The organism is Aquimarina sp. RZ0 (assembly GCF_008370685.1).
GTDB lineage: Bacteria > Bacteroidota > Bacteroidia > Flavobacteriales > Flavobacteriaceae > Aquimarina.
The window spans coordinates 48,886-68,577 of sequence record NZ_VTZU01000032.1; the positions used below are offsets into that span (position 1 = coordinate 48,886).

Consider the following 19,692-nt stretch of genomic DNA (forward strand, 5'->3'; position numbering starts at 1 on the left):
TACAATGCTTTTATAGATTCTCAATTACAGCATTGGCAACATCAGTCGTACTGGCTTTACCACCTAAATCTAAGGTAAGTACTCCCTGCTCGGTAGATTTGTCAATAGCTTTCATGATGGAACCAGCAGCATGTTGCTCTCCTAAATGTTCAAGCATTAATGCGCCCGACCAGATCTGCCCATAAGGATTTGCAATATTTTTACCGGCGATATCAGGAGCTGATCCGTGAATAGGCTCAAACATAGAAGGGAACTCTTTTTCTGGATTGATATTACCACTACCACCTAATCCCAGGCTTCCCATCACAGCACCACCAAGGTCACTGAGAATGTCTCCAAAAAGATTGGTAGTCAGTACGACATCAAAGATCTCTGGTTTTAATACAAAATTCGCAGTAGAGTTATCAATATACATCTGATTATGTTCTACTTCTGGATATTGCTGTGCTACTTCCTTAATGATTCGATCCCAATAGGTGAGACTGTTGATTAACGTATTAGATTTAGTAATATGCGTTACTTTTTTTCTTCTGGTTTGGGCAAGTTTAAACGCATAATGTGCAATTCTTTCAGTACCTTTTCTGGTAAAAATACTCGTATCGACTCCCATTCCGCTTGCAGCATCTGGTAGATATTGATCTCCAATCTGAACAAATTCTCCTTCTGTGTTTTCTCGTATGATTACAAAATCGATATGCTTTTCTGTTCTCAATGGGCGTTGTACTCCAGGATAGGTGCGAACAGGTCTAAAATTTACATATTGTTCAAAACTAGTACGTACCTTAAACGTATAATCTTTGGCTGGTAATGTATCGTCAACTTCTGGTAGCCCTACAGATCCAAAATAAATAGCATCAAATTTTTGCAAAGTTTGCAATCCATTTTCGGGTAAAAACTTGTTGTTTTTTAGGTAGTAACCAGCGCCCCAGTCAAAGTATTCTGTGGTTATGGTAAAATTATGTTTTTTGGCAACTGCTTCCAGAACTTTTATGCCTTCGGGTACAATTTCGTTTCCTATGCCATCTCCGGGCACTACTGCAATGTTATACGTATTCACTTTTTTAATTTTATTGGTTGTGAGTTATGAGTGTAATTCTATACATCACAACGGGGTTCTTATTTATGTTGGTTGATTAATAATTCTCTTGATTTTCTAATATGCTCTCGTGCATATGATTCTGCATCTTCAGGATTTCCCATAGCTATGGCATTAATGATTTTGAAGTGCTCTTCCATAGTTTCTTCAGGCGGCCTTACTAATCCGTGACCGATAACTTTGTCATGAATGCTGCTAAAGAAATAAATCTTATCAAGAGGCGCATTTCCTGTGAGTTTAATGAGTGATTTATGAAATCTCTCATCTGCCTTGGCATAGTTTATTGGGTTTATTTCTTTTTTATTTACAAAAGGTGTAAAACAATCTTTAAGTTGTCCGATAATTGAATAATCCTTCTGTTCTGCTAATAATCGTGCGGCCATACCTTCTAGCGCTTCTCTACAGAAATAAACATCAATGATCTCTTTTTGATCTCTGCTTCGCACAAATATTCCTCTTCTGGGAATACTTTCTACTAGGTATTCGTTCTCGAGAGTGAGCAGTGCTTTCATCAAAGGAGTTCTGCTAACTCCTAATGATTCGGCTATTTTTTCTTGTATTATTTTTTCTCCAGGTTTTAGCTCTTCATTAATGATCATTTCTTTTAAGCGATCATAAATAGGTTTGCTTAGATCTGTATATTCTATCATAAAAACAATATTGTTTTTTGTATACAAAATGCAATATACAACTTTATTAAATGATTTAATGTGTTGAAATAGTATATTTTATAAAAAGAATATTACAGAATACTTTAAGTATTTGTACATCTAAAGAGTGATTCACTTTTTCTAGTATCTTTGTTACTGATATAGCTGTTAATAAATGACCCGATAAAAGAATGAATGAAAACCTGAATCCATCAAGTGAGAATTTTTCTAATGAAGAACTGGATATTGAAAGAGCATTAAGACCTCTTGCTTTCGAAGATTTTGCTGGACAGGATCAGGTACTAGAGAATCTCAAGATTTTTGTTCAAGCGGCAAATTTAAGAGATGAAGCATTGGATCATACGTTATTTCATGGTCCACCGGGATTAGGTAAAACCACACTGGCTCATATTCTGGCTAATGAACTCGGTGTTGGTATTAAAGTTACTTCCGGGCCAGTACTAGACAAGCCAGGTGATTTGGCGGGATTATTGACTAATCTGGATGATAGAGATGTATTATTCATTGATGAGATTCATCGATTGAGTCCAATTGTAGAAGAATATTTGTATTCTGCAATGGAAGATTATAAAATTGATATTATGATTGAGAGTGGACCGAATGCCAGAACGGTACAGATTAATCTCAATCCTTTTACACTGATAGGAGCTACTACAAGATCAGGTTTGTTAACCGCTCCTATGCGTGCCCGATTCGGAATTCAGTCCAGATTACAATATTATACAACAGAGTTACTAGCTACTATTGTAGAAAGAAGTGCACATATACTTAATGTACCTATCTCTATGGAAGCTGCAATAGAAATTGCGGGAAGAAGTAGAGGAACTCCCAGGATAGCAAATGCATTACTAAGGAGAGTGCGCGATTTTGCACAGATTAAAGGTAATGGTAAGATTGACATCGAGATTTCTAAATATGCACTCAAAGCTTTGAATGTAGATGCACATGGATTGGATGAGATGGATAATAAAATTTTACTGACATTGATTGATAAATTCAAAGGTGGTCCTGTTGGATTAACCACCATTGCTACTGCCGTAAGTGAAAGCCCAGAGACAATAGAAGAAGTATATGAACCTTTTTTGATTCAGCAAGGGTTTATTATGAGAACTCCACGTGGTCGTGAGGTCACCGAAGCAGCATATAAACATTTAGGAAGAGTTAAAGGAGGAATCCAGGGAGGATTGTTTTAACAAGAAATAACACAATTTAAAAAAAGTTTTAAGAATAAAAGCGAATGATTCTTTTAGTAGTAAACTACCTCAGGGCAAGCCTGCGAGGCATTTATTGAAAAAAACATTTTGATTTCGAGGAAAGCCTCAGAGCATTTAAATCTCGAATATCGAGTCAAAGATTCGATGTTATTCCTAAAAACAATACATGTAAACAGATGAAGTCTAAGGATACTATATATATGAATATTCCTAAAGTCTCATTTCTTCGTGTATTAAAAAATGCTAAAAGAATTCTCAAAAACCCATTGCCATTTCATCATGAGAATTTTGAAAAACATGGAGATATTTTTGAAGTAAGTCTTGGTTTTGGAAAATCAGCTCTATTTATACGAGATGCTGGTTTGGCAAAACATATGCTTCAGCATCATCATCGTAAATATCATAAATCTCCACTGCAGTCAAAAGACTTAGCAAGATATATAGGAAATGGACTTTTAACCTCAAATGGTGAGTATTGGTTAAAACAAAGAAGGCTAATTCAGCCTGCATTTTATAAAAAGAAGATTGATGGTATTGCAGCTACGATACGAGAAACGATTAAAAAAGAATTAACACGAATTCAACCAGACCTGACCATAGATATCTACCCTTTAATGAATGATATAGCTTTTAAGGTAGTTGCCAAATCTTTATTTAGTTATACAGATACCGGGGATACTATTAGCAGGCTTCAGCAGATTACAGAAGAGGCACAACGATCTTTGATTCGGGAAATCAGACAGCCTTATAAAAGATGGTGGTTTTATCTTAGTGGACAGATTAAAAATACACTGAGATTAACCAGTGAAGCGAGAGCTATGCTAAATCTAATTATTGAAGAGAGAAAGAACTCGGGGAATACTTATGATGACCTTCTGGATATGTTGTTGGCTTCCAGGTATGATGACGGTAGCCAAATGAATAATGAACAATTAATAGATGAGATACTTATTCTTTTTGTGGCAGGTCATGAGACGACCTCTAATGCACTCACATTTACATTAGTATTACTGGCAATGCATCCAGAGATTCAGGAAAAAGTGTATAAAGAAGCGCTTGGGTTTGGAGCAGATGAAGTACCACTGATGGAGCAGTTTGCCAGAAGTAAATATACAATTCAGTGTATTGAAGAAGCGATGCGATTATATCCTCCTGTTTATTTTTCTGATCGTGTTGCCATTGAAAATGATAGTTATAGTGGCATACGATTAGCAAAAGGGATGACGGTTCTAATCTCTTTTTATGAGATACATAGACATAATGATTTTTGGGAACGACCGGAGACTTTTGATCCTGACAGATTTCATCAAGATTATAAAAAAGAATATTCAGATTGGTATTTTCCTTTTGGGGCAGGGCCTAGAATGTGTGTAGGCAGTAATTTTGCGATGTATGAAATGATTGTCACTGTTAGTGAATTGATTAAGAAATATCAAATAGCAACAGAGATAGAAGAAATTAATATAAAACCATTAATTACATTAAAACCAGTTGCCCCACTCTTAAAATTTACAACTAGATAGATCAATATTATAAAAAACACGAAGATGATACCCTATAAATTAGAAATATATACAGTTATCTTATTTACCCTTTTGTTGATTGTAAGATTTATATCCAAACAGATAATTAGAAAATTCAGTAAGGTGAGAGCTATAAATCCTAATAGGAGTAAAGCGATACTTAATTTTAGTTACCTCTTTATATACTTAATAACAATAGCAGTACTTGCTATTATTTGGGGAGTTGATATTAAGGATTTTAGTGTTTTTATTTCTTCGGTATTAGCGGTTCTTGGGATTGCTTTTTTTGCACAGTGGTCTATATTATCTAATCTTACAGCAAGTGCAATTTTATTCTTTAACCATCCAGTAAGAATCGGAGATAGAATTAAGGTTTTGGATAAAGATTTTGATTGGGTTGGAGAAGTAAAAGATATTACTAGTTTTTATCTTTTTATGCGTACTGATCGTGGAGAAAATATAACATTACCCACATCGCTGGTAATACAAAAAGGGATACAGATTATGAGTAAGGATATAAAAGAAGAAATATAATTGACACTAAAATCTAAGTATACTAAAATTATAAAAGAGGAAGCCAGACGTCTTGGGTTTTTGTCCTGTGGTATTAGCAAAGCAGCATTTCTTGAAGAAGAAGCACCTCGGTTAGAGAAATGGTTGCAAAAAAATATGAACGGACAGATGTCTTACATGGAAAATCATTTTGATAAACGTCTGGATCCAACACTTCTGGTAGAAGGGTCCAAAAGTGTAATATCATTATTATTAAATTATTTTCCTTCAGCATCTCAGAAAGACCCAGATGCTCCAAAAATTTCTAAGTATGCCTATGGTCATGATTATCATCACGTTATCAAAGGAAAACTTAAGCAGCTCCTGGAATTTATTTCTGAGGAAATCGGAGAAGTACATGGAAGAGCTTTTGTAGATTCTGCACCAGTATTAGACAAAGCCTGGGCAGCAAAAAGTGGTTTGGGCTGGGTAGGTAAGAATAGTAATTTGATTACTCAAAAAGTTGGTTCTTACTATTTTATCGCAGAATTGATACTTGATTTAGAATTAGAATATGATACTCCTGTTACGGATCATTGTGGAACCTGTACTGCTTGTATAGATGCTTGTCCTACTCAAGCCATTGTTGATCCTTATGTGGTAGATGGAAGTAAGTGTATTTCCTATTTTACCATCGAATTAAAAGATGAAATACCTGCAACTGTTCAAGGTAAATTTGATAATTGGATGTTTGGGTGCGATATATGTCAGGATGTATGCCCCTGGAATCGTTTCTCTAAGTCACATAACGAGCCATTATTTGATCCTAATCCAGAATTATTGGAGATGACCCAAAAAGATTGGGAAGAGATTACGCAAGAAGTATTTTCTAAAGTATTTCAAAAATCTGCGGTAAAAAGAACTAAATTCTCTGGCTTAACCCGAAACATTCAATTTTTAAAAAAGTAGTATTATAAGAAGGTTTTAATCTGAATTACTCATAAGAAAACAAAATATTGTTATATAAACAAAAATCAAAAGTTTTATATCGTTAAAGTAATACCTAATTTCTATGTTTAAATATTAGGTAATACCATTTATTGTTTGAAGTTGTGTAAAAGAAAATTTTGACTTTTTTATTCTGAAAACTAAAATAAAAAAGGATATTTTGTTCCAGTAAATTCAAATGATGACTGGTATAAAAAATAGGTAGCCCCATATTTGCAAGATTTACGTTAGAAATGGCAAGGTTAATTTCAGAAATATGTAAACTTTTGTACTACAGATGAAAGTATTCAGGTATTTCTCATAGAAATCTCGTTTAAATTTTAATATCTTACTCAGAGAAAATTAAAAAGTCCTTTTCAGATACCCTTAAATTCTGAAAAACAATTCAATAAACGAATTTATTTTACACCGATCTTAGAAGTTTTTAGCAAAATTATTGTTAAATACTGTCGGATAAAGTGTTAATCAAAAAATACGCATTCAATAGTAAAGTCCTGAATATGAAACATTTTAAAACGTACTATTTCTTACTTTTCGTGATTCTTATAATGGATATAGGATGTAAAAACGAAGTGAAAATACCACAGTTGAGTCATCAGAAAGTTTTAGAACAATTAATAATACAAGAAGATACAGATGGGGATAAAAAAATAACTATTGACGATAAAGGACCAAAGGAATTTGATTTCGCAGATGCTAGTGGAACAATTCATTCACTAAAAGGAACCTATCATTTATCTAACCTGCTTCAGGAATTGGCGATTGCAGAAAAAGATAGTGCGATCTCTTTAGAGAGAATTACTGAATCGCCAAGTAATCGAATTTCAAGATTAATAAAAACCCGATATTGGGATAACCTCACCAGATCTGTAGATAAAAAAGGATTGTCAAAAATACTAGAGGATACAAAATCTGATACAGATACTTTTAGAATATATGTACCTAATAAAGATCAGGAAGCACTTAGTTATTTCGAATCTATAAAAACTGACATTCCAACACTTAAGGTGGTAACATTACCTGAAGTTATTACGCCAGAATATGTTAAGAAACTAAACAGAAAACCAGGAATTTTAAACCTGGCTCACTATAAAGATGATCAGGGAGCTTATCAGGCTACACCTTTTGTAGTTCCGGGAGGACGGTTTAACGAGATGTATGGTTGGGATAGTTACTTTGAGTCTGTGGGCTTATTAATTGACGGGCGAGCGGATCTGGCAATGGCAATGGCAGATAATTTTGGATATCAAATAGCACATTATGGCAAGATTCTTAATGCGAACAGAAGTTATTATTTGACCAGAACACAGCCGCCTTTTTTTAGTTCATTATTAAAAGAAATATATGAAAACAACTCACAACTTTCCAGAGAATGGCTGGCAAACAACTTGAGAATGGTAATCAAAGAATATGAGACCGTATGGATGCAAAAAGGAGTGAGGCTCACAACTACCGGATTGAATCGGTTTTATGGAGAAGGAATAGGAATCCCACCAGAAACAGAAGAAGGACATTTTGATTTTGTTCTGAATACATATGCAGAAAAACATCAACTTGATCTAATAGAGTTTACAGAAAAATACAACTCGGGAGTACTTATAGATAAAAAACTAGACCTATACTTTACACACGATCGCTCTATGAGAGAAAGTGGTCACGATACATCAAACCGGCTGGATAATGTTTGTATAGACTTGAATACTGTTGGGATTAATAGTCTCTTATATAAGTATGAAAAAGATATTGCCTACCTGATTAGAGAAGCGTTCGGGAATGAGTTTATGATGGGAGTTACAAAGCATACATCAGCGCAGTGGTTACGAAAAGCTGAAAGAAGAAAGGATCGCATGAATACATTAATGTGGAATCAGGAGAAAGGAACATTTTATGATTACAATATGGTTAAGAAACAACAACAACCTATTACATCAGCAACTAATTATTATCCTCTTTGGGCAGGATTATGTACAGAGAAGCAGGCGGCACTATTAGTAAAGAGCTTATTCGACGAATTGGTCCAAAAAGGAGGCATAGCAGGGACTACAGATATATCAGATAAGAGTACTCCTGATGCACCACAGCGGCAGTGGGATTACCCCAATGGATGGGCGCCACATCAAATGATGATCTGGAGAGGTTTACTTAACTATGGATATACAGAAGAAGCCAAAGAACTGATATATCGTTGGCTTTGGATGATTACTAAAAATGCGGTAGATTACAACGGTACGATTCCCGAAAAGTATGATGTAGTTGCCTGTACTCACAAAGTATATGCAGAATATGGTAACGTGGGGACAGAGTTTAACTACATTACTCCCAGTGGTTTTGGATGGATGAATGCATCGTATCAACTAGGATTAAGTATTTTGAATGAGGATACTAAGAAAAAACTAGATAAAGGCGTAGATCCTGATAAAATCTTCAGTAAAAAGTAGAATACTTAGTGAATTTAGTATTGATTTTGTGAAATAAATAAAAGTTTTTAGAATTTTATTTTATTTAAAAGATAACTGTCGTTTAGTTTTTGCATCTCGAATAGACTTGTACCTTTGTATAGGTTAGATGAAGTTCAAAAATATAAACGAATACAAATAAGTTCGTTTTATTTTTTGAAATTCATTTTATATTCACACATAATATATTGATTTAGTATGAGTATCGAAAGCAAAAGACGAGAAGCATTAGTTTATCACGCTAAGCCTACCCCAGGTAAAATTAAAGTAGTACCCACAAAAAAATATGCAACACAAAGAGATCTGTCATTGGCATATTCTCCAGGAGTAGCAGAACCCTGTTTAGAAATTGAAAAAGACCCGGCAAATGCTTATAAGTATACAGCCAAAGGGAATCTGGTTGCCGTTATCTCTAATGGTACAGCGGTGCTAGGACTAGGAGATATAGGTCCGGAAGCCTCAAAACCAGTAATGGAAGGTAAGGGCTTATTGTTTAAAATTTTTGCTGATATTGACGTGTTTGATATTGAGGTAGATACGAAAGACATAGATGCGTTTGTTGAAACGGTAAAAAACATCGCCCCCACTTTTGGAGGGATCAATCTTGAAGATATAAAAGCGCCCGAAGCATTCGAAATAGAAAGACGTTTAAAAGAAGAATTGGATATTCCTGTCATGCACGATGATCAACATGGGACAGCCATTATCTCTGCGGCGGCACTGTTAAACGCATTAGAAATAACAGAAAAAGATATTGATAAAGTTAGGATTGTGGTTAGTGGGGCAGGAGCCGCAGCGGTATCATGCACACGCTTGTATAAAGCTTTTGGTGCAAAGTCTGAAAATATTGTGATGACTGATAGTAAAGGAGTTATACGTGCAGATAGAGAGAATCTTACCAAAGAAAAAGCAGAATTTGCTACAAGCCTTGATCTCAATAGTTTAGAAGATGCTATGAAAGATGCAGATGTGTTTATAGGATTGTCTATGGCCAACCTGGTGACTCCAGAGATGTTGAAAACTATGGCGAATGATCCTATCGTTTTTGCGATGGCCAACCCTGATCCGGAAATTAGATACGATTTGGCGATTAGTGCACGCAAAGACGTAATTATGGCGACCGGAAGAAGTGATCATCCTAATCAGGTAAATAATGTATTAGGTTTTCCATTTATTTTTAGAGGAGCATTAGATGTAAGAGCTACAGCTATTAATGAAGCTATGAAAATGGCTGCCGTAAAAGCGCTGGCAGAATTAGCAAAAGAACCTGTACCAGAACAGGTGAATATAGCATATGGAGAAACCCGTCTTAATTTTGGTAGAGAATACATCATCCCAAAACCTTTTGATCCCAGGTTAATAGCAAAAGTTCCTCCGGCGGTAGCAAAAGCAGCTATCGAAAGTGGTGTAGCAACAGAACCTATCACAGATTGGCAACGGTATGAGGATGAATTAAGAGAACGGATGGGGAATGATAATAAGCTAGTACGCTTATTAATGGATAGGGCAAAAACGAATCCCAAAAGAGTGGTTTTTGCAGAAGGAGATCACCTGGATGTATTGAAAGCAGCACAAACAGTAAAAGAAGAAGGAATTGCCTTCCCGATATTACTGGGGCGTAGAGATATTATTCTGGAACTGATGAAAGAGATTGAATTTGATCCGAAAGGAGTAACTATTATCGATCCAAAGGAAGACGAAGAAATTGACCGGAAAAACAGGTATGCAGAGAAATACTGGAAGGATAATAGTAGAAAAGGAATCACATTATATGGCGCACAACGAGTAATGCGTGAACGTAATTATTTTGCAGCTATGATGGTTAATGAAGGAGATGCAGACGCATTGCTATCTGGATATTCCCGTAGTTATCCTTCAGTGTTAAAACCAATGCTTGATCTTGTTGGATTGGCAAAAGGAGCTACCCGTATTGCTACTATGAATTTGATGATGACTGATAAGGGACCTTTATTTATTAGTGATACTTCTATTAATATTGAGCCTACGGCTAAAGAATTGGCTAAGATTGCACAAATGACTGCCAAAACTGTAGAAATGTTTGGTGTAGATCCAGTAGTTGCTATGATATCTTATGCTAATTTTGGATCTTCAAAACATCCTAATGCGTCTAAGGTAAAAGAAGCTGTGGCATATCTGCATAGATACTATCCGGATCTCATGGTAGACGGAGAATTACAGATGGATTTTGCATTGAATAAAGAAATGCGTAAAGACAAATTTCCGTTTTCTAAACTGAATGGGCGTAAAGTAAATACATTAGTATTTCCTAATCTGGATTCTGCTAATAGTACATATAAGATGCTTAAAGAATTAAACGACTCAGAATCCATTGGTCCTATTATGATGGGTATGAAAAAACCTGTGCATATTCTTCAGCTAGGAGCTAGTGTAGAAGAAATTGTAAATATGGCGGCCATTGCAGTTATTGATGCTCAGGAAAAAGAAAAAAGAGAAAAAGAATTATATACTTCTTTAGTGGTAGATAGAATATAAGTAGGGTGTGAGTAAGACAATCTTTTTATATATAATTATGGTTTTAAACGCTTAAGCAAAAAGAGCAGATTTTAATTAGGATTTTAAATCGGTACTAGAATTATAAAATCTTAAAAAAAATGTCTAATACGATTTGTGATTAAAAAATTCGTATAAATTCATTGAATTATTTTTTCTTTATGCAAGGCAAAAAAATCAAACATAGCTATAGCTACGGTTTATTTTTTAAACGAAGTAGAAAGGAAAAAGAAACGATGAATATGCGAAATTTTTAGTTATAAATCGTATAATACATAGAATAGATTTCAAAATTCTTGAGATATAAATCATAAAAAAACGCCGCAAATTTGCGGCGTTTTTATTTAAATATTATCAATTAGACTAATTTCTTAATTACGATTTTCATTAGCTGGAGTAGGGAATCTATCAAAAGTAGCATCTCCTCCTCTATCTAAAGGTTCTAAATCACTTAATCTATCAAATCTTCTTAAATCAATCCATCGATGACCTCCTTCTGCGTATAATGAGTATCTCCTTTGATTTAATATTTCTGTAACCAAATCTGCGGGAGTAGTTCCTCCAGAGTATGCAGGTAAACCTGCTGCTGTCCTAATAATATCAATCGCTGCTACTGCCGCAGTAGGATTTGTAATATGGTTAGCCTCTGCCAATAACAAAATTAACTCTTCATTTCTTAAAATCGGTACAGAAGCCACATTACTGTCATAAATAAACACGTCATGAGTACCTGTTAGATTATCCGAAGTTAAAGGGTTTGCTTCTACCATACCAGTAGCATCATTTAATACTTCTCTAAAAACCACCTTACTAAGTCTGTTATCATTTGCTTCTGCATCCACTATAAATGATGGATGTGCAATTCTTGCATTTGCAACTGTAGAATTTAATGCAAAAAACAATGGATTAGCAATATCGGCACCGGTTAGAGAGAATGTAAAATAAGCTCCAGTTCTAAGATCTCCAGACATATCCATAAAAGAGTTTGAAAGCAATGTAATCACAGATGCATAGTTGCCACGATATGCCTCTACTCTTGCCATTAAAGCATTTGTAAAGGTGAGAAAATCTGCTGGAGATACTATAGCATCTTCTGGTATATCAGGAACTCCTGATGCCCCTTCGATACCGTCAAAACCAGATGGTATTACAAAAGGGAACTCACTTCCTGCATTAGCCAAATCCGCAGAGGCAGTTGTCAGCATTTCAAAAACGGCTGTCAGTCCTTCTTCATAACTAACAAAAGGACCAAGGTTGTCCGGGTCATTGACATCAACACGAATTCCGTTTTGAAATTGTTGATTCAGTACCATCAACAACTCGTGTGCCTTAATGGTATTTGCAAAACCTCTTGTTGCTGCTATTTCTTCTGCAGAAAAACCAGCTGTAGAATTTTCTAATCCTTCTAGAATTAGATTAATATCTTTCACTGTAGCGTATCTGGCTGCATACGGATTTGTAGTATAAAAGGTATTATCATCTAAGGTTCCGGTTAATAAATCCGCAGTCCATCTTGGGTCAGAACTTTGGAATCTCCAATATTCTCTTCCAGCCACAGCCTGACCATCAGTTTGTGTTGCTAATTGAACTCTCATATCAGCTAATACACCTGCCATTGTCTGTCTCAATTCTGCTCTCGACAAATCTTCAGAGACAGAATCTGTTGTAGGTCCATTCAAATTTGTTGCATCTTCAATTTCGCAAGAAACTGCTATTAATGCAACAAAACCTACTATTAAAATATTCTTTAGTATTTTCATTTTCTTAATATTTTTGTTTAAAAGTCAACTGCTAAATGAAATAAGTAACGTTTTGATGATGGAAATGGTGTTACCTCAACTCCTGTTGATAAACCATTAGACCCAAAATTAGAGACTTCAGGATCATAACTATTATAATCAAAAACATTAATTAGATTATTCCCTGAGAACCCTATTTTAAGGTTAGAAACATAGTTCCCAAAAACCTGTTTGCGAATTTTAGAAGGCAAATTATAATACAGCCCAACTTCTCTTAATCTTAGATATGATGCATCTTCAACGAAAGGGGTTGCATTTCCTGCTCGAAATGCTCCGATTCTAAAAGGTCCATTTGGTGTAGTTCCTGCCGGATCTAAATCCACATCATCATAATCAGGACTCGTACCGCCAAAATCTGTCAACAGATTGGTTAGATTTATGTTATCCCCTCCTTGTTTCCAATGCCATAAGAATGATAATGTAAAATCCTTGTATCTTACATTATTAGACCAGGTAATCTGAAAATCAGGTTCTGAATTTCCTAAAACCACAAGATCACCATCAGCATTGGTTCCTACTATTTGTGTTGCACTTTTTCCTTCTTCAATTCTGAACGTACCGAGACCAGCTCCAAAACCTCCCAAATTAAACGGTGCTACCTCTAATTTTGTGATTTCTGATGTATTTGTAAAAAACAATACATTGGTATTCCAGTCAAAATTATCATTTTGGATGATATTGGCATTTATTGCAATCTCCACTCCTCTATTTGCCAAATTACCGGCATTGGCAAATCTGGATGTAAAACCTGAAGAGGGTTCTATATTTGCTTGTAAAATAAGGTCGTCTACGGATTTATTGTAATATGAAAATTCTAATCCTATTCTACTATCTAAAAAACTTGCATCAAAACCAACTTCTAATTCTTTTTGTTTTTCTGGAGAAATAGTAGGATCTCCAAGAGTTGCAGGTACTACAATACCTACGTTACCGTCTATTAATGAGTTTGTATATGCAGTAAATAAAGCTCCATTTGGTGCAAAATTACCCGCTTCTCCGTATGCGGCTCTTACCTTAAATTGATTTACAACCGGAATTTTCCAGAAATCAAAACTATGTATATTTACCGCAGCAGAAGCTTTTGGATAATAAAAAAACTTGTTAGCATCCCCATTATTACTAGATTTATCTCCTCTTATACCGAGAGTACCAATAATTTTATCCTGATAATTTAATTCTTCCTGAACAAAAAATCCTTGATCTTCTTGCTCTTGTCTAAATTGAGTTACACTTACATTAGCACCCTGATCCAGGTTACTTTGGGCAGCAATTAAATCACTCGTAATATTTCTAACAGTATTTCTAAAGAAGGTTTGTTTAGTTACACCTGCCTGGGTTCTAAAATTAAGGTCATTATCAGTAGTATAATTATGTACCAAAAACAAAGAATAATTGGCATCTTTATTTTCTGTTGTTCCTAGGGCACTTAATCCATTTAAACCTCCATTAGAAGGTTTCTGAAACTGTAATTGTTCGGGAAATATTGCAGTAGTAATTAATTGATAATAATCAACTCCTCCTCTTATGACAGCTTTTAAATTAGATTTTTCTGCTTCATAAAGCTTCACATCGAGTGCACTTCCCACGATAAATCGATTCACATCCTCTCTGTTTGTGATCAAATCCCTTGTTTGTAGTGGATTAGAAGAGCCAAATGGGTTGTCTGGATAATTCCCATTAGCATCCGGAAATAAATCCGCATACGGGAGTGTTGATGTCAGAGCCACTCCTATTGTAGTTCCCGTATTGTCATTGTTAAAAAAACCTCTATTAGATCTGGAGTCAATATAATTACTAGTCAAAGAAAGTTTTGCTCTCTTATCTAAAAAATCGTGATTTATATTAAAACGTATTGACTTTCTGTTATATCCTGTATTTTGTACAATACCATCTTCCTCATTATTAGAAAAAGCAGCATAAAAGAGTGTATTATCTGATCCTCCAGAAACGTTTACACTTGTATTAGTAATAAAACCTTCCTCTCCATAGATTTCATCTTCAAAGTCTACAAGCCTTCCATTATTTCTGGCATCTGTAAAAAGAGCTACCTGAGCATTTGCTGCGTCTCTGGAGTTTTGCTCAGCTACAGGGTCATCTGGGTCAGGACTAAAGAATATGTCAAAAATTCTATCTTCAGTAAAATTTCTTTGCCCCCTCGGTCTAATGATTGTATTAAATCCTGCATCTTGAGAGAACGAAATTTTAGTTTGTCCTGCTTTCCCTTTTTTGGTCGTTATGATAATCACCCCGGCTGCAGCTCTCGCTCCATATATAGCGGCTGCAGAAGCTCCTTTAAGAATTTCTACACTCTCAATATCGTCAGGGTTAATATCAGCAATCCTGTTTGATGGATTATCTTGATTCGAGGCGTTACCTCCTCCTGCTGCTCCAGAAACAGCATTTAATCCAGCTCCTGAAATACTATTATTATTTACGTATACCCCATCTACTATATATAGGGGCTGGGAATTACCATTAATAGAAGTAACCCCTCTTAGTTTTACTGATATACCTCCTCCTGGAGCACCAGAACTCTTGGTAATTAATGCCCCTGCAAATTTACCTGCCAAGGCTCCATCCAGAGTTTGCGGAGGTGTTAGTCCTGCTAAGTCTTCTGCAGATACAGAAGATACTGCATTGGCTGCATTACTTCGCTTTACTGAGGTTGCCAAACCAGTTATTACAACCTCTTCTAATGATTCTGTAGATTCAGCAACTTGTATAGTAATACTTCCTGCAATTTCTACTGACACTGATTTTTCTGCAAAACCAATCGCAAAAACTTTTAACTTTACTGGTAACGAATTGACAGTAAGTGAGAAGTTACCATCAATATCAGTCGCTGTACCATTGTTAGTTCCCTCTTCAACAATGTTAATAAAAGGTATTCCTTCTCCTGTACCCTCGTTTATAACCTTTCCTGTGATAGTCTCCTGAGCGAACAGAATAATAGGAAAGAAAAACAAGAATAACAAAAGCCCCTTGTTAATCTGAGTTTGTTTTTTCATTATGATTTGTTTAAAATTTCGTTAAATCTATTAAAATAGAATAACAAAAAAAAGTTAACACTAACAAATGTTAGTATTTAAGGGTCTGAAAATAAACAAATTAAAGGTTTAACCATATGTAAACAATGTTAAAACCTCAGGTATTATTAAATAAATATTTACACTGAATTTGATTTTTCATTTTGATGAAAACAATCCATATTTATATTAAACTTCTTACTTTTGCAGCCATAACAAATAGCTATGTATAGAACTCATTCTTGTGGTGAATTACGCGCCTCAGACATCAATAAAGAAGTTGCCCTATCTGGATGGGTACAAAAAACGAGAGATAAAGGTTTTATGATTTGGGTAGATCTCCGGGATCGTTATGGGATTACTCAATTAATTTTTGACGAAAAACGTACACCTGTAGCTGTTGTAGAAAAGGCTAAAACATTAGGTAGAGAATATGTAATACATATCAAAGGATCTGTTATAGAACGTGAATCCAAAAACTCAAATATACCGACGGGTACTATTGAAATTCTGGTAACAGAACTACAGGTTCTAAATGAAGCTTTAGTTCCTCCATTTACTATAGAGGATCAGACGGATGGTGGAGAAGATATCAGGATGAAATATCGATACCTGGACATTAGACGTAATCCGGTAAAAAATAATTTATTATTTCGTCATCAGGTAGGTATGAAAGTTCGTAACTATTTATCAGAAGAAGGATTTATAGAAATAGAAACCCCTTATCTTATTAAATCTACGCCAGAAGGTGCTCGTGATTTTGTAGTACCTTCTCGTATGAATGAAGGTCAGTTTTATGCATTACCGCAATCTCCGCAAACATTCAAACAGTTACTTATGGTGGGTGGCATGGATAAGTATTTTCAGATTGTGAAATGTTTTAGAGATGAAGATTTAAGAGCAGACAGACAGCCAGAATTTACACAAATAGATTGCGAAATGGCATTTGTAGAACAGGAAGATATTTTAACAATTTTTGAAGGACTTACACGCCATTTAATCAAAGACATTAAAGGAATAGCTATTCATGATTTTCCTAGAATGACCTATGATCAAGCGATAAAAATCTATGGTAATGACAAACCGGATATTCGTTTTGGTATGAAATTCGGAGAACTCAATAAGGTCGCTCAGCATAAAGATTTCAAAGTTTTTAATGATGCCGAGCTAGTTGTTGGAATAGCAGTTCCGGGAGGCGCTTCATATACAAGGAAAGAAATAGACAAGCTTATTGACTGGGTTAAACGTCCTCAAGTTGGAGCATTAGGCATGGTCTATGTAAAATGTAATGAAGATGGAAGCTTTAAATCTTCTGTAGATAAATTTTACGATCAGGATGATTTATCACAATGGGCAGAGATCACAGGAGCAAATGCTGGAGATCTTATATGTGTTCTTTCGGGACAAACTCATAAAGTAAGAGGGCAATTAAGTGCGTTGAGGATGGAAATGGGTGAACGACTTGGATTAAGAAAACCTGAAGAATTTGCTCCGCTATGGGTAGTTGACTTTCCGTTACTAGAATGGGATGAAGATACAGAAAGATATCATGCCATGCATCATCCTTTTACGTCTCCTAAACCTGGAGATATTCCTTTATTAAATTCTAGACCTGGAGATGTGAGAGCAAATGCATATGATCTTGTGCTTAACGGAAACGAGATAGGTGGCGGATCTATACGTATTCATGATAAAGAAACACAAAAATTGATGTTTGATCATTTAGGGTTTACTCCAGAAGAAGCAAAAGCTCAGTTTGGATTCTTATTAGACGCTTTTCAATATGGCGCTCCTCCTCATGGAGGAATTGCTTTTGGGTTTGACAGACTGGTAGCCATTCTCGGCGGACAAGAAACGATTCGAGATTTCATTGCTTTTCCTAAAAACAACAGTGGTCGTGATGTTATGATCGATGCCCCTGCTACTATTGATACTGAACAACTAAAGGAATTAAATATAAAGCTTGATTTATAAAAGATTATACCATTTCTGGTTTTAAAACCACCCATTGAAACCAGAAATGGTATATGATCCCGCCAAGCGCGGGATTTTTTATTACCTTGTAATCTTGACCAAGAGTAGTAGTATTTATGACTGCCAAAAAAAAGACAGCACTCCATAGATTTTTAGTATGGAGATATCGCCATATCTCCAGTAAGAATTTTATTCTTATGCTCAGTGTATTGGTAGGTATTTCTGCAGGTTTGGTTTCTGTATTGCTAAAAAACATCACGCATATAATTCAAACTATCTTAGAAAGTGATATTATATCTTTTCAGGCTTCTTTTTATTTCATTTTACCTCTTATAGGATTATTTCTGGTACATTTAATTTCAAAACATATCTTCAAATTAGAGGTAGAACATGCTATTTCCTCTATATTATATTCTTTATCTCGGAAAAATGGGATTATTAAACAAATCAAAATTTATTTCCCATTATTGACAGCACCACTCACTGTAGGGTTTGGTGGATCTGTGGGATTACTGGGATCAGCTATAGCATCGGGAGCAGCGCTGAGTTCTAGTATAAGTACTCTTTTTCATGTTAATAATAAAGACAGAAGTCTGTTTATCGGGTGCGCAGCAGCGGGAGCTATATCCGCTGTTTTTAAATCTCCTCTGGCAGGATTAGTATTTGCTGTAGAAGTTTTTAGTCTGGATCTTACTTTAACATCATTATTACCACTGTTACTGGCATCAGTATCTTCTATTATTACTTCTTATTTTTTTCTTGGAGATGAAGTTCTTTTTAGATTTGAAGTAATTGAAAAATTCAATATTGCAGACACTCCTTTTTACTGTATTCTTGGTGTGGCAACCGCTACAGCCTCTATCTATTTTACTAAAATGTACTTTGGAATTCAAAATTTCTTTAACAGATTTTCTAATAAATTGCAAAAATTATTTATTGGAGGAATAGCCATTGGTATCATGCTCTACTTTATTCCTCCTTTATACGGAGAAGGTCTGGGTTTTATAAATGATTTATTAAGAGGCGATCATCTTATGGCATTGGGCAAAACACCTTTTGATGCGTATATAGAGAATATATGGATTGTAATTGCATTATTATTTGGGATTACTATCTTTAAAGCTATTGCCATGACCACTACCTTTGCTGCTGGAGGAAGTGGAGGTATTTTTATACCTACTATGGTCATGGGGAGTGCACTGGGAAATGTAGTTTCAAAAATAATAAATACTATAGGTTTTGGATTTCAGGTGTCTGAAGCAAATTTTACCTTATTAGGTATGGCAGGATTAATTGCCGGAGTATTGCACGCACCTCTGACCTCTATATTTCTAATTGCAGAAATCACCACTAGTTATGAACTATTTGTTCCGCTAATGATAACCACTGCTATATCCTTTATCATTTCTAAAAATAATACAGAATATACAATTTATACTCAAAAACTTGCTGAAAAAGGTCAACTACTCACGCATGACAAGGATCAAACCGTTCTCACTTTAATGAACTTAGAAGGTTGCATAGAAACAAATTTTATTGCCGTAAAATCAACTGATACTTTAAAGGTTTTATTAGATGAGGCGGTAGCAAAATCGAATAGAAATTTATTTCCTGTTATTGGAGAAGATAAAACACTGATCGGAATCGTTTCTTTGGATGATATTAGAGATATTATGTTTGACATTTCACTATATCATAAAACTACGGTGACCATGTTAATGTCACAGGTCACTACATTTATTGTCTATGAAGAAGACAATGCAAAAGCAGCCATGCGTAAATTTCAGGATACGGGTGCATGGAATCTTCCCGTAATTAAAGATGGGAAGTATTATGGCTTTATCTCTAAATCCAAATTATTAACCGCGTATCGAAGGAAACTAATTAATTTTACACGATAA

12 protein-coding genes are annotated in these 19,692 nt (G+C 35.1%); 8 read left to right on the top strand and 4 right to left on the bottom strand.

Annotated elements, in window-relative coordinates; genetic code table 11:
• Positions 1-10: 10 nt before the first annotated feature.
• Both F0000_RS13470 and F0000_RS13475 read right to left on the bottom strand, forming a co-directional pair.
• Entirely contained in the window at positions 11-1,057 is a 1,047-nt protein-coding gene (locus tag F0000_RS13470; protein ID WP_149625243.1) for an isocitrate/isopropylmalate dehydrogenase family protein, read from the bottom strand.
• A 59-nt stretch (positions 1,058-1,116) separates the two neighbouring features.
• The gene (locus F0000_RS13475; protein ID WP_149625244.1) at positions 1,117-1,746 is read right to left on the bottom strand and encodes a GntR family transcriptional regulator; all 630 of its coding nucleotides are present in this window, start codon (positions 1,744-1,746) and stop codon (positions 1,117-1,119) included.
• A gap of 191 nt (positions 1,747-1,937) precedes the next feature.
• Between F0000_RS13475 and ruvB the strand changes: the two genes are divergently transcribed.
• From ruvB to F0000_RS13505, 6 genes are all read left to right on the top strand, one after another.
• The gene (gene ruvB / locus F0000_RS13480) at positions 1,938-2,960 is read left to right on the top strand and encodes a Holliday junction branch migration DNA helicase RuvB (RefSeq protein WP_149625245.1); all 1,023 of its coding nucleotides are present in this window, start codon (positions 1,938-1,940) and stop codon (positions 2,958-2,960) included.
• A 197-nt stretch (positions 2,961-3,157) separates the two neighbouring features.
• On the top strand, positions 3,158-4,504 hold the full coding sequence (locus tag F0000_RS13485; protein ID WP_149625246.1) for a cytochrome P450: 1,347 nt from the start codon (positions 3,158-3,160) through the stop codon (positions 4,502-4,504).
• Between the two features lie 24 nt (positions 4,505-4,528).
• Positions 4,529-5,038 carry a mechanosensitive ion channel family protein gene (locus F0000_RS13490; protein ID WP_149625247.1) on the top strand — a complete coding sequence of 170 codons (510 nt, stop codon included), beginning with the start codon at positions 4,529-4,531 and terminating at the stop codon, positions 5,036-5,038.
• Complete coding sequence (gene queG / locus F0000_RS13495) at positions 5,039-5,965, top strand: tRNA epoxyqueuosine(34) reductase QueG (RefSeq protein WP_149625248.1); 927 nt, start codon at positions 5,039-5,041, stop codon at positions 5,963-5,965.
• A 539-nt stretch (positions 5,966-6,504) separates the two neighbouring features.
• Positions 6,505-8,442: a trehalase family glycosidase gene (locus F0000_RS13500; RefSeq protein WP_149625249.1), complete on the top strand. Its 1,938-nt coding sequence runs from the start codon at positions 6,505-6,507 to the stop codon at positions 8,440-8,442.
• A 216-nt stretch (positions 8,443-8,658) separates the two neighbouring features.
• Entirely contained in the window at positions 8,659-10,974 is a 2,316-nt protein-coding gene (locus F0000_RS13505; RefSeq protein ID WP_149625250.1) for an NADP-dependent malic enzyme, read from the top strand.
• A 389-nt stretch (positions 10,975-11,363) separates the two neighbouring features.
• On the opposite strand, the gene F0000_RS13510 is transcribed toward F0000_RS13505, so the two are convergent.
• Both F0000_RS13510 and F0000_RS13515 read right to left on the bottom strand, forming a co-directional pair.
• Positions 11,364-12,752 carry a RagB/SusD family nutrient uptake outer membrane protein gene (locus tag F0000_RS13510; RefSeq protein WP_149625251.1) on the bottom strand — a complete coding sequence of 463 codons (1,389 nt, stop codon included), beginning with the start codon at positions 12,750-12,752 and terminating at the stop codon, positions 11,364-11,366.
• A gap of 17 nt (positions 12,753-12,769) precedes the next feature.
• Positions 12,770-15,799 carry a SusC/RagA family TonB-linked outer membrane protein gene (locus F0000_RS13515; protein WP_149625252.1) on the bottom strand — a complete coding sequence of 1,010 codons (3,030 nt, stop codon included), beginning with the start codon at positions 15,797-15,799 and terminating at the stop codon, positions 12,770-12,772.
• A 243-nt stretch (positions 15,800-16,042) separates the two neighbouring features.
• On the opposite strand from F0000_RS13515, the gene aspS reads away from it, so the two are divergent.
• Complete coding sequence (aspS, locus tag F0000_RS13520; RefSeq protein WP_149625253.1) at positions 16,043-17,791, top strand: aspartate--tRNA ligase; 1,749 nt, start codon at positions 16,043-16,045, stop codon at positions 17,789-17,791.
• Between the two features lie 116 nt (positions 17,792-17,907).
• Complete coding sequence (locus F0000_RS13525; RefSeq protein WP_149625254.1) at positions 17,908-19,692, top strand: chloride channel protein; 1,785 nt, start codon at positions 17,908-17,910, stop codon at positions 19,690-19,692.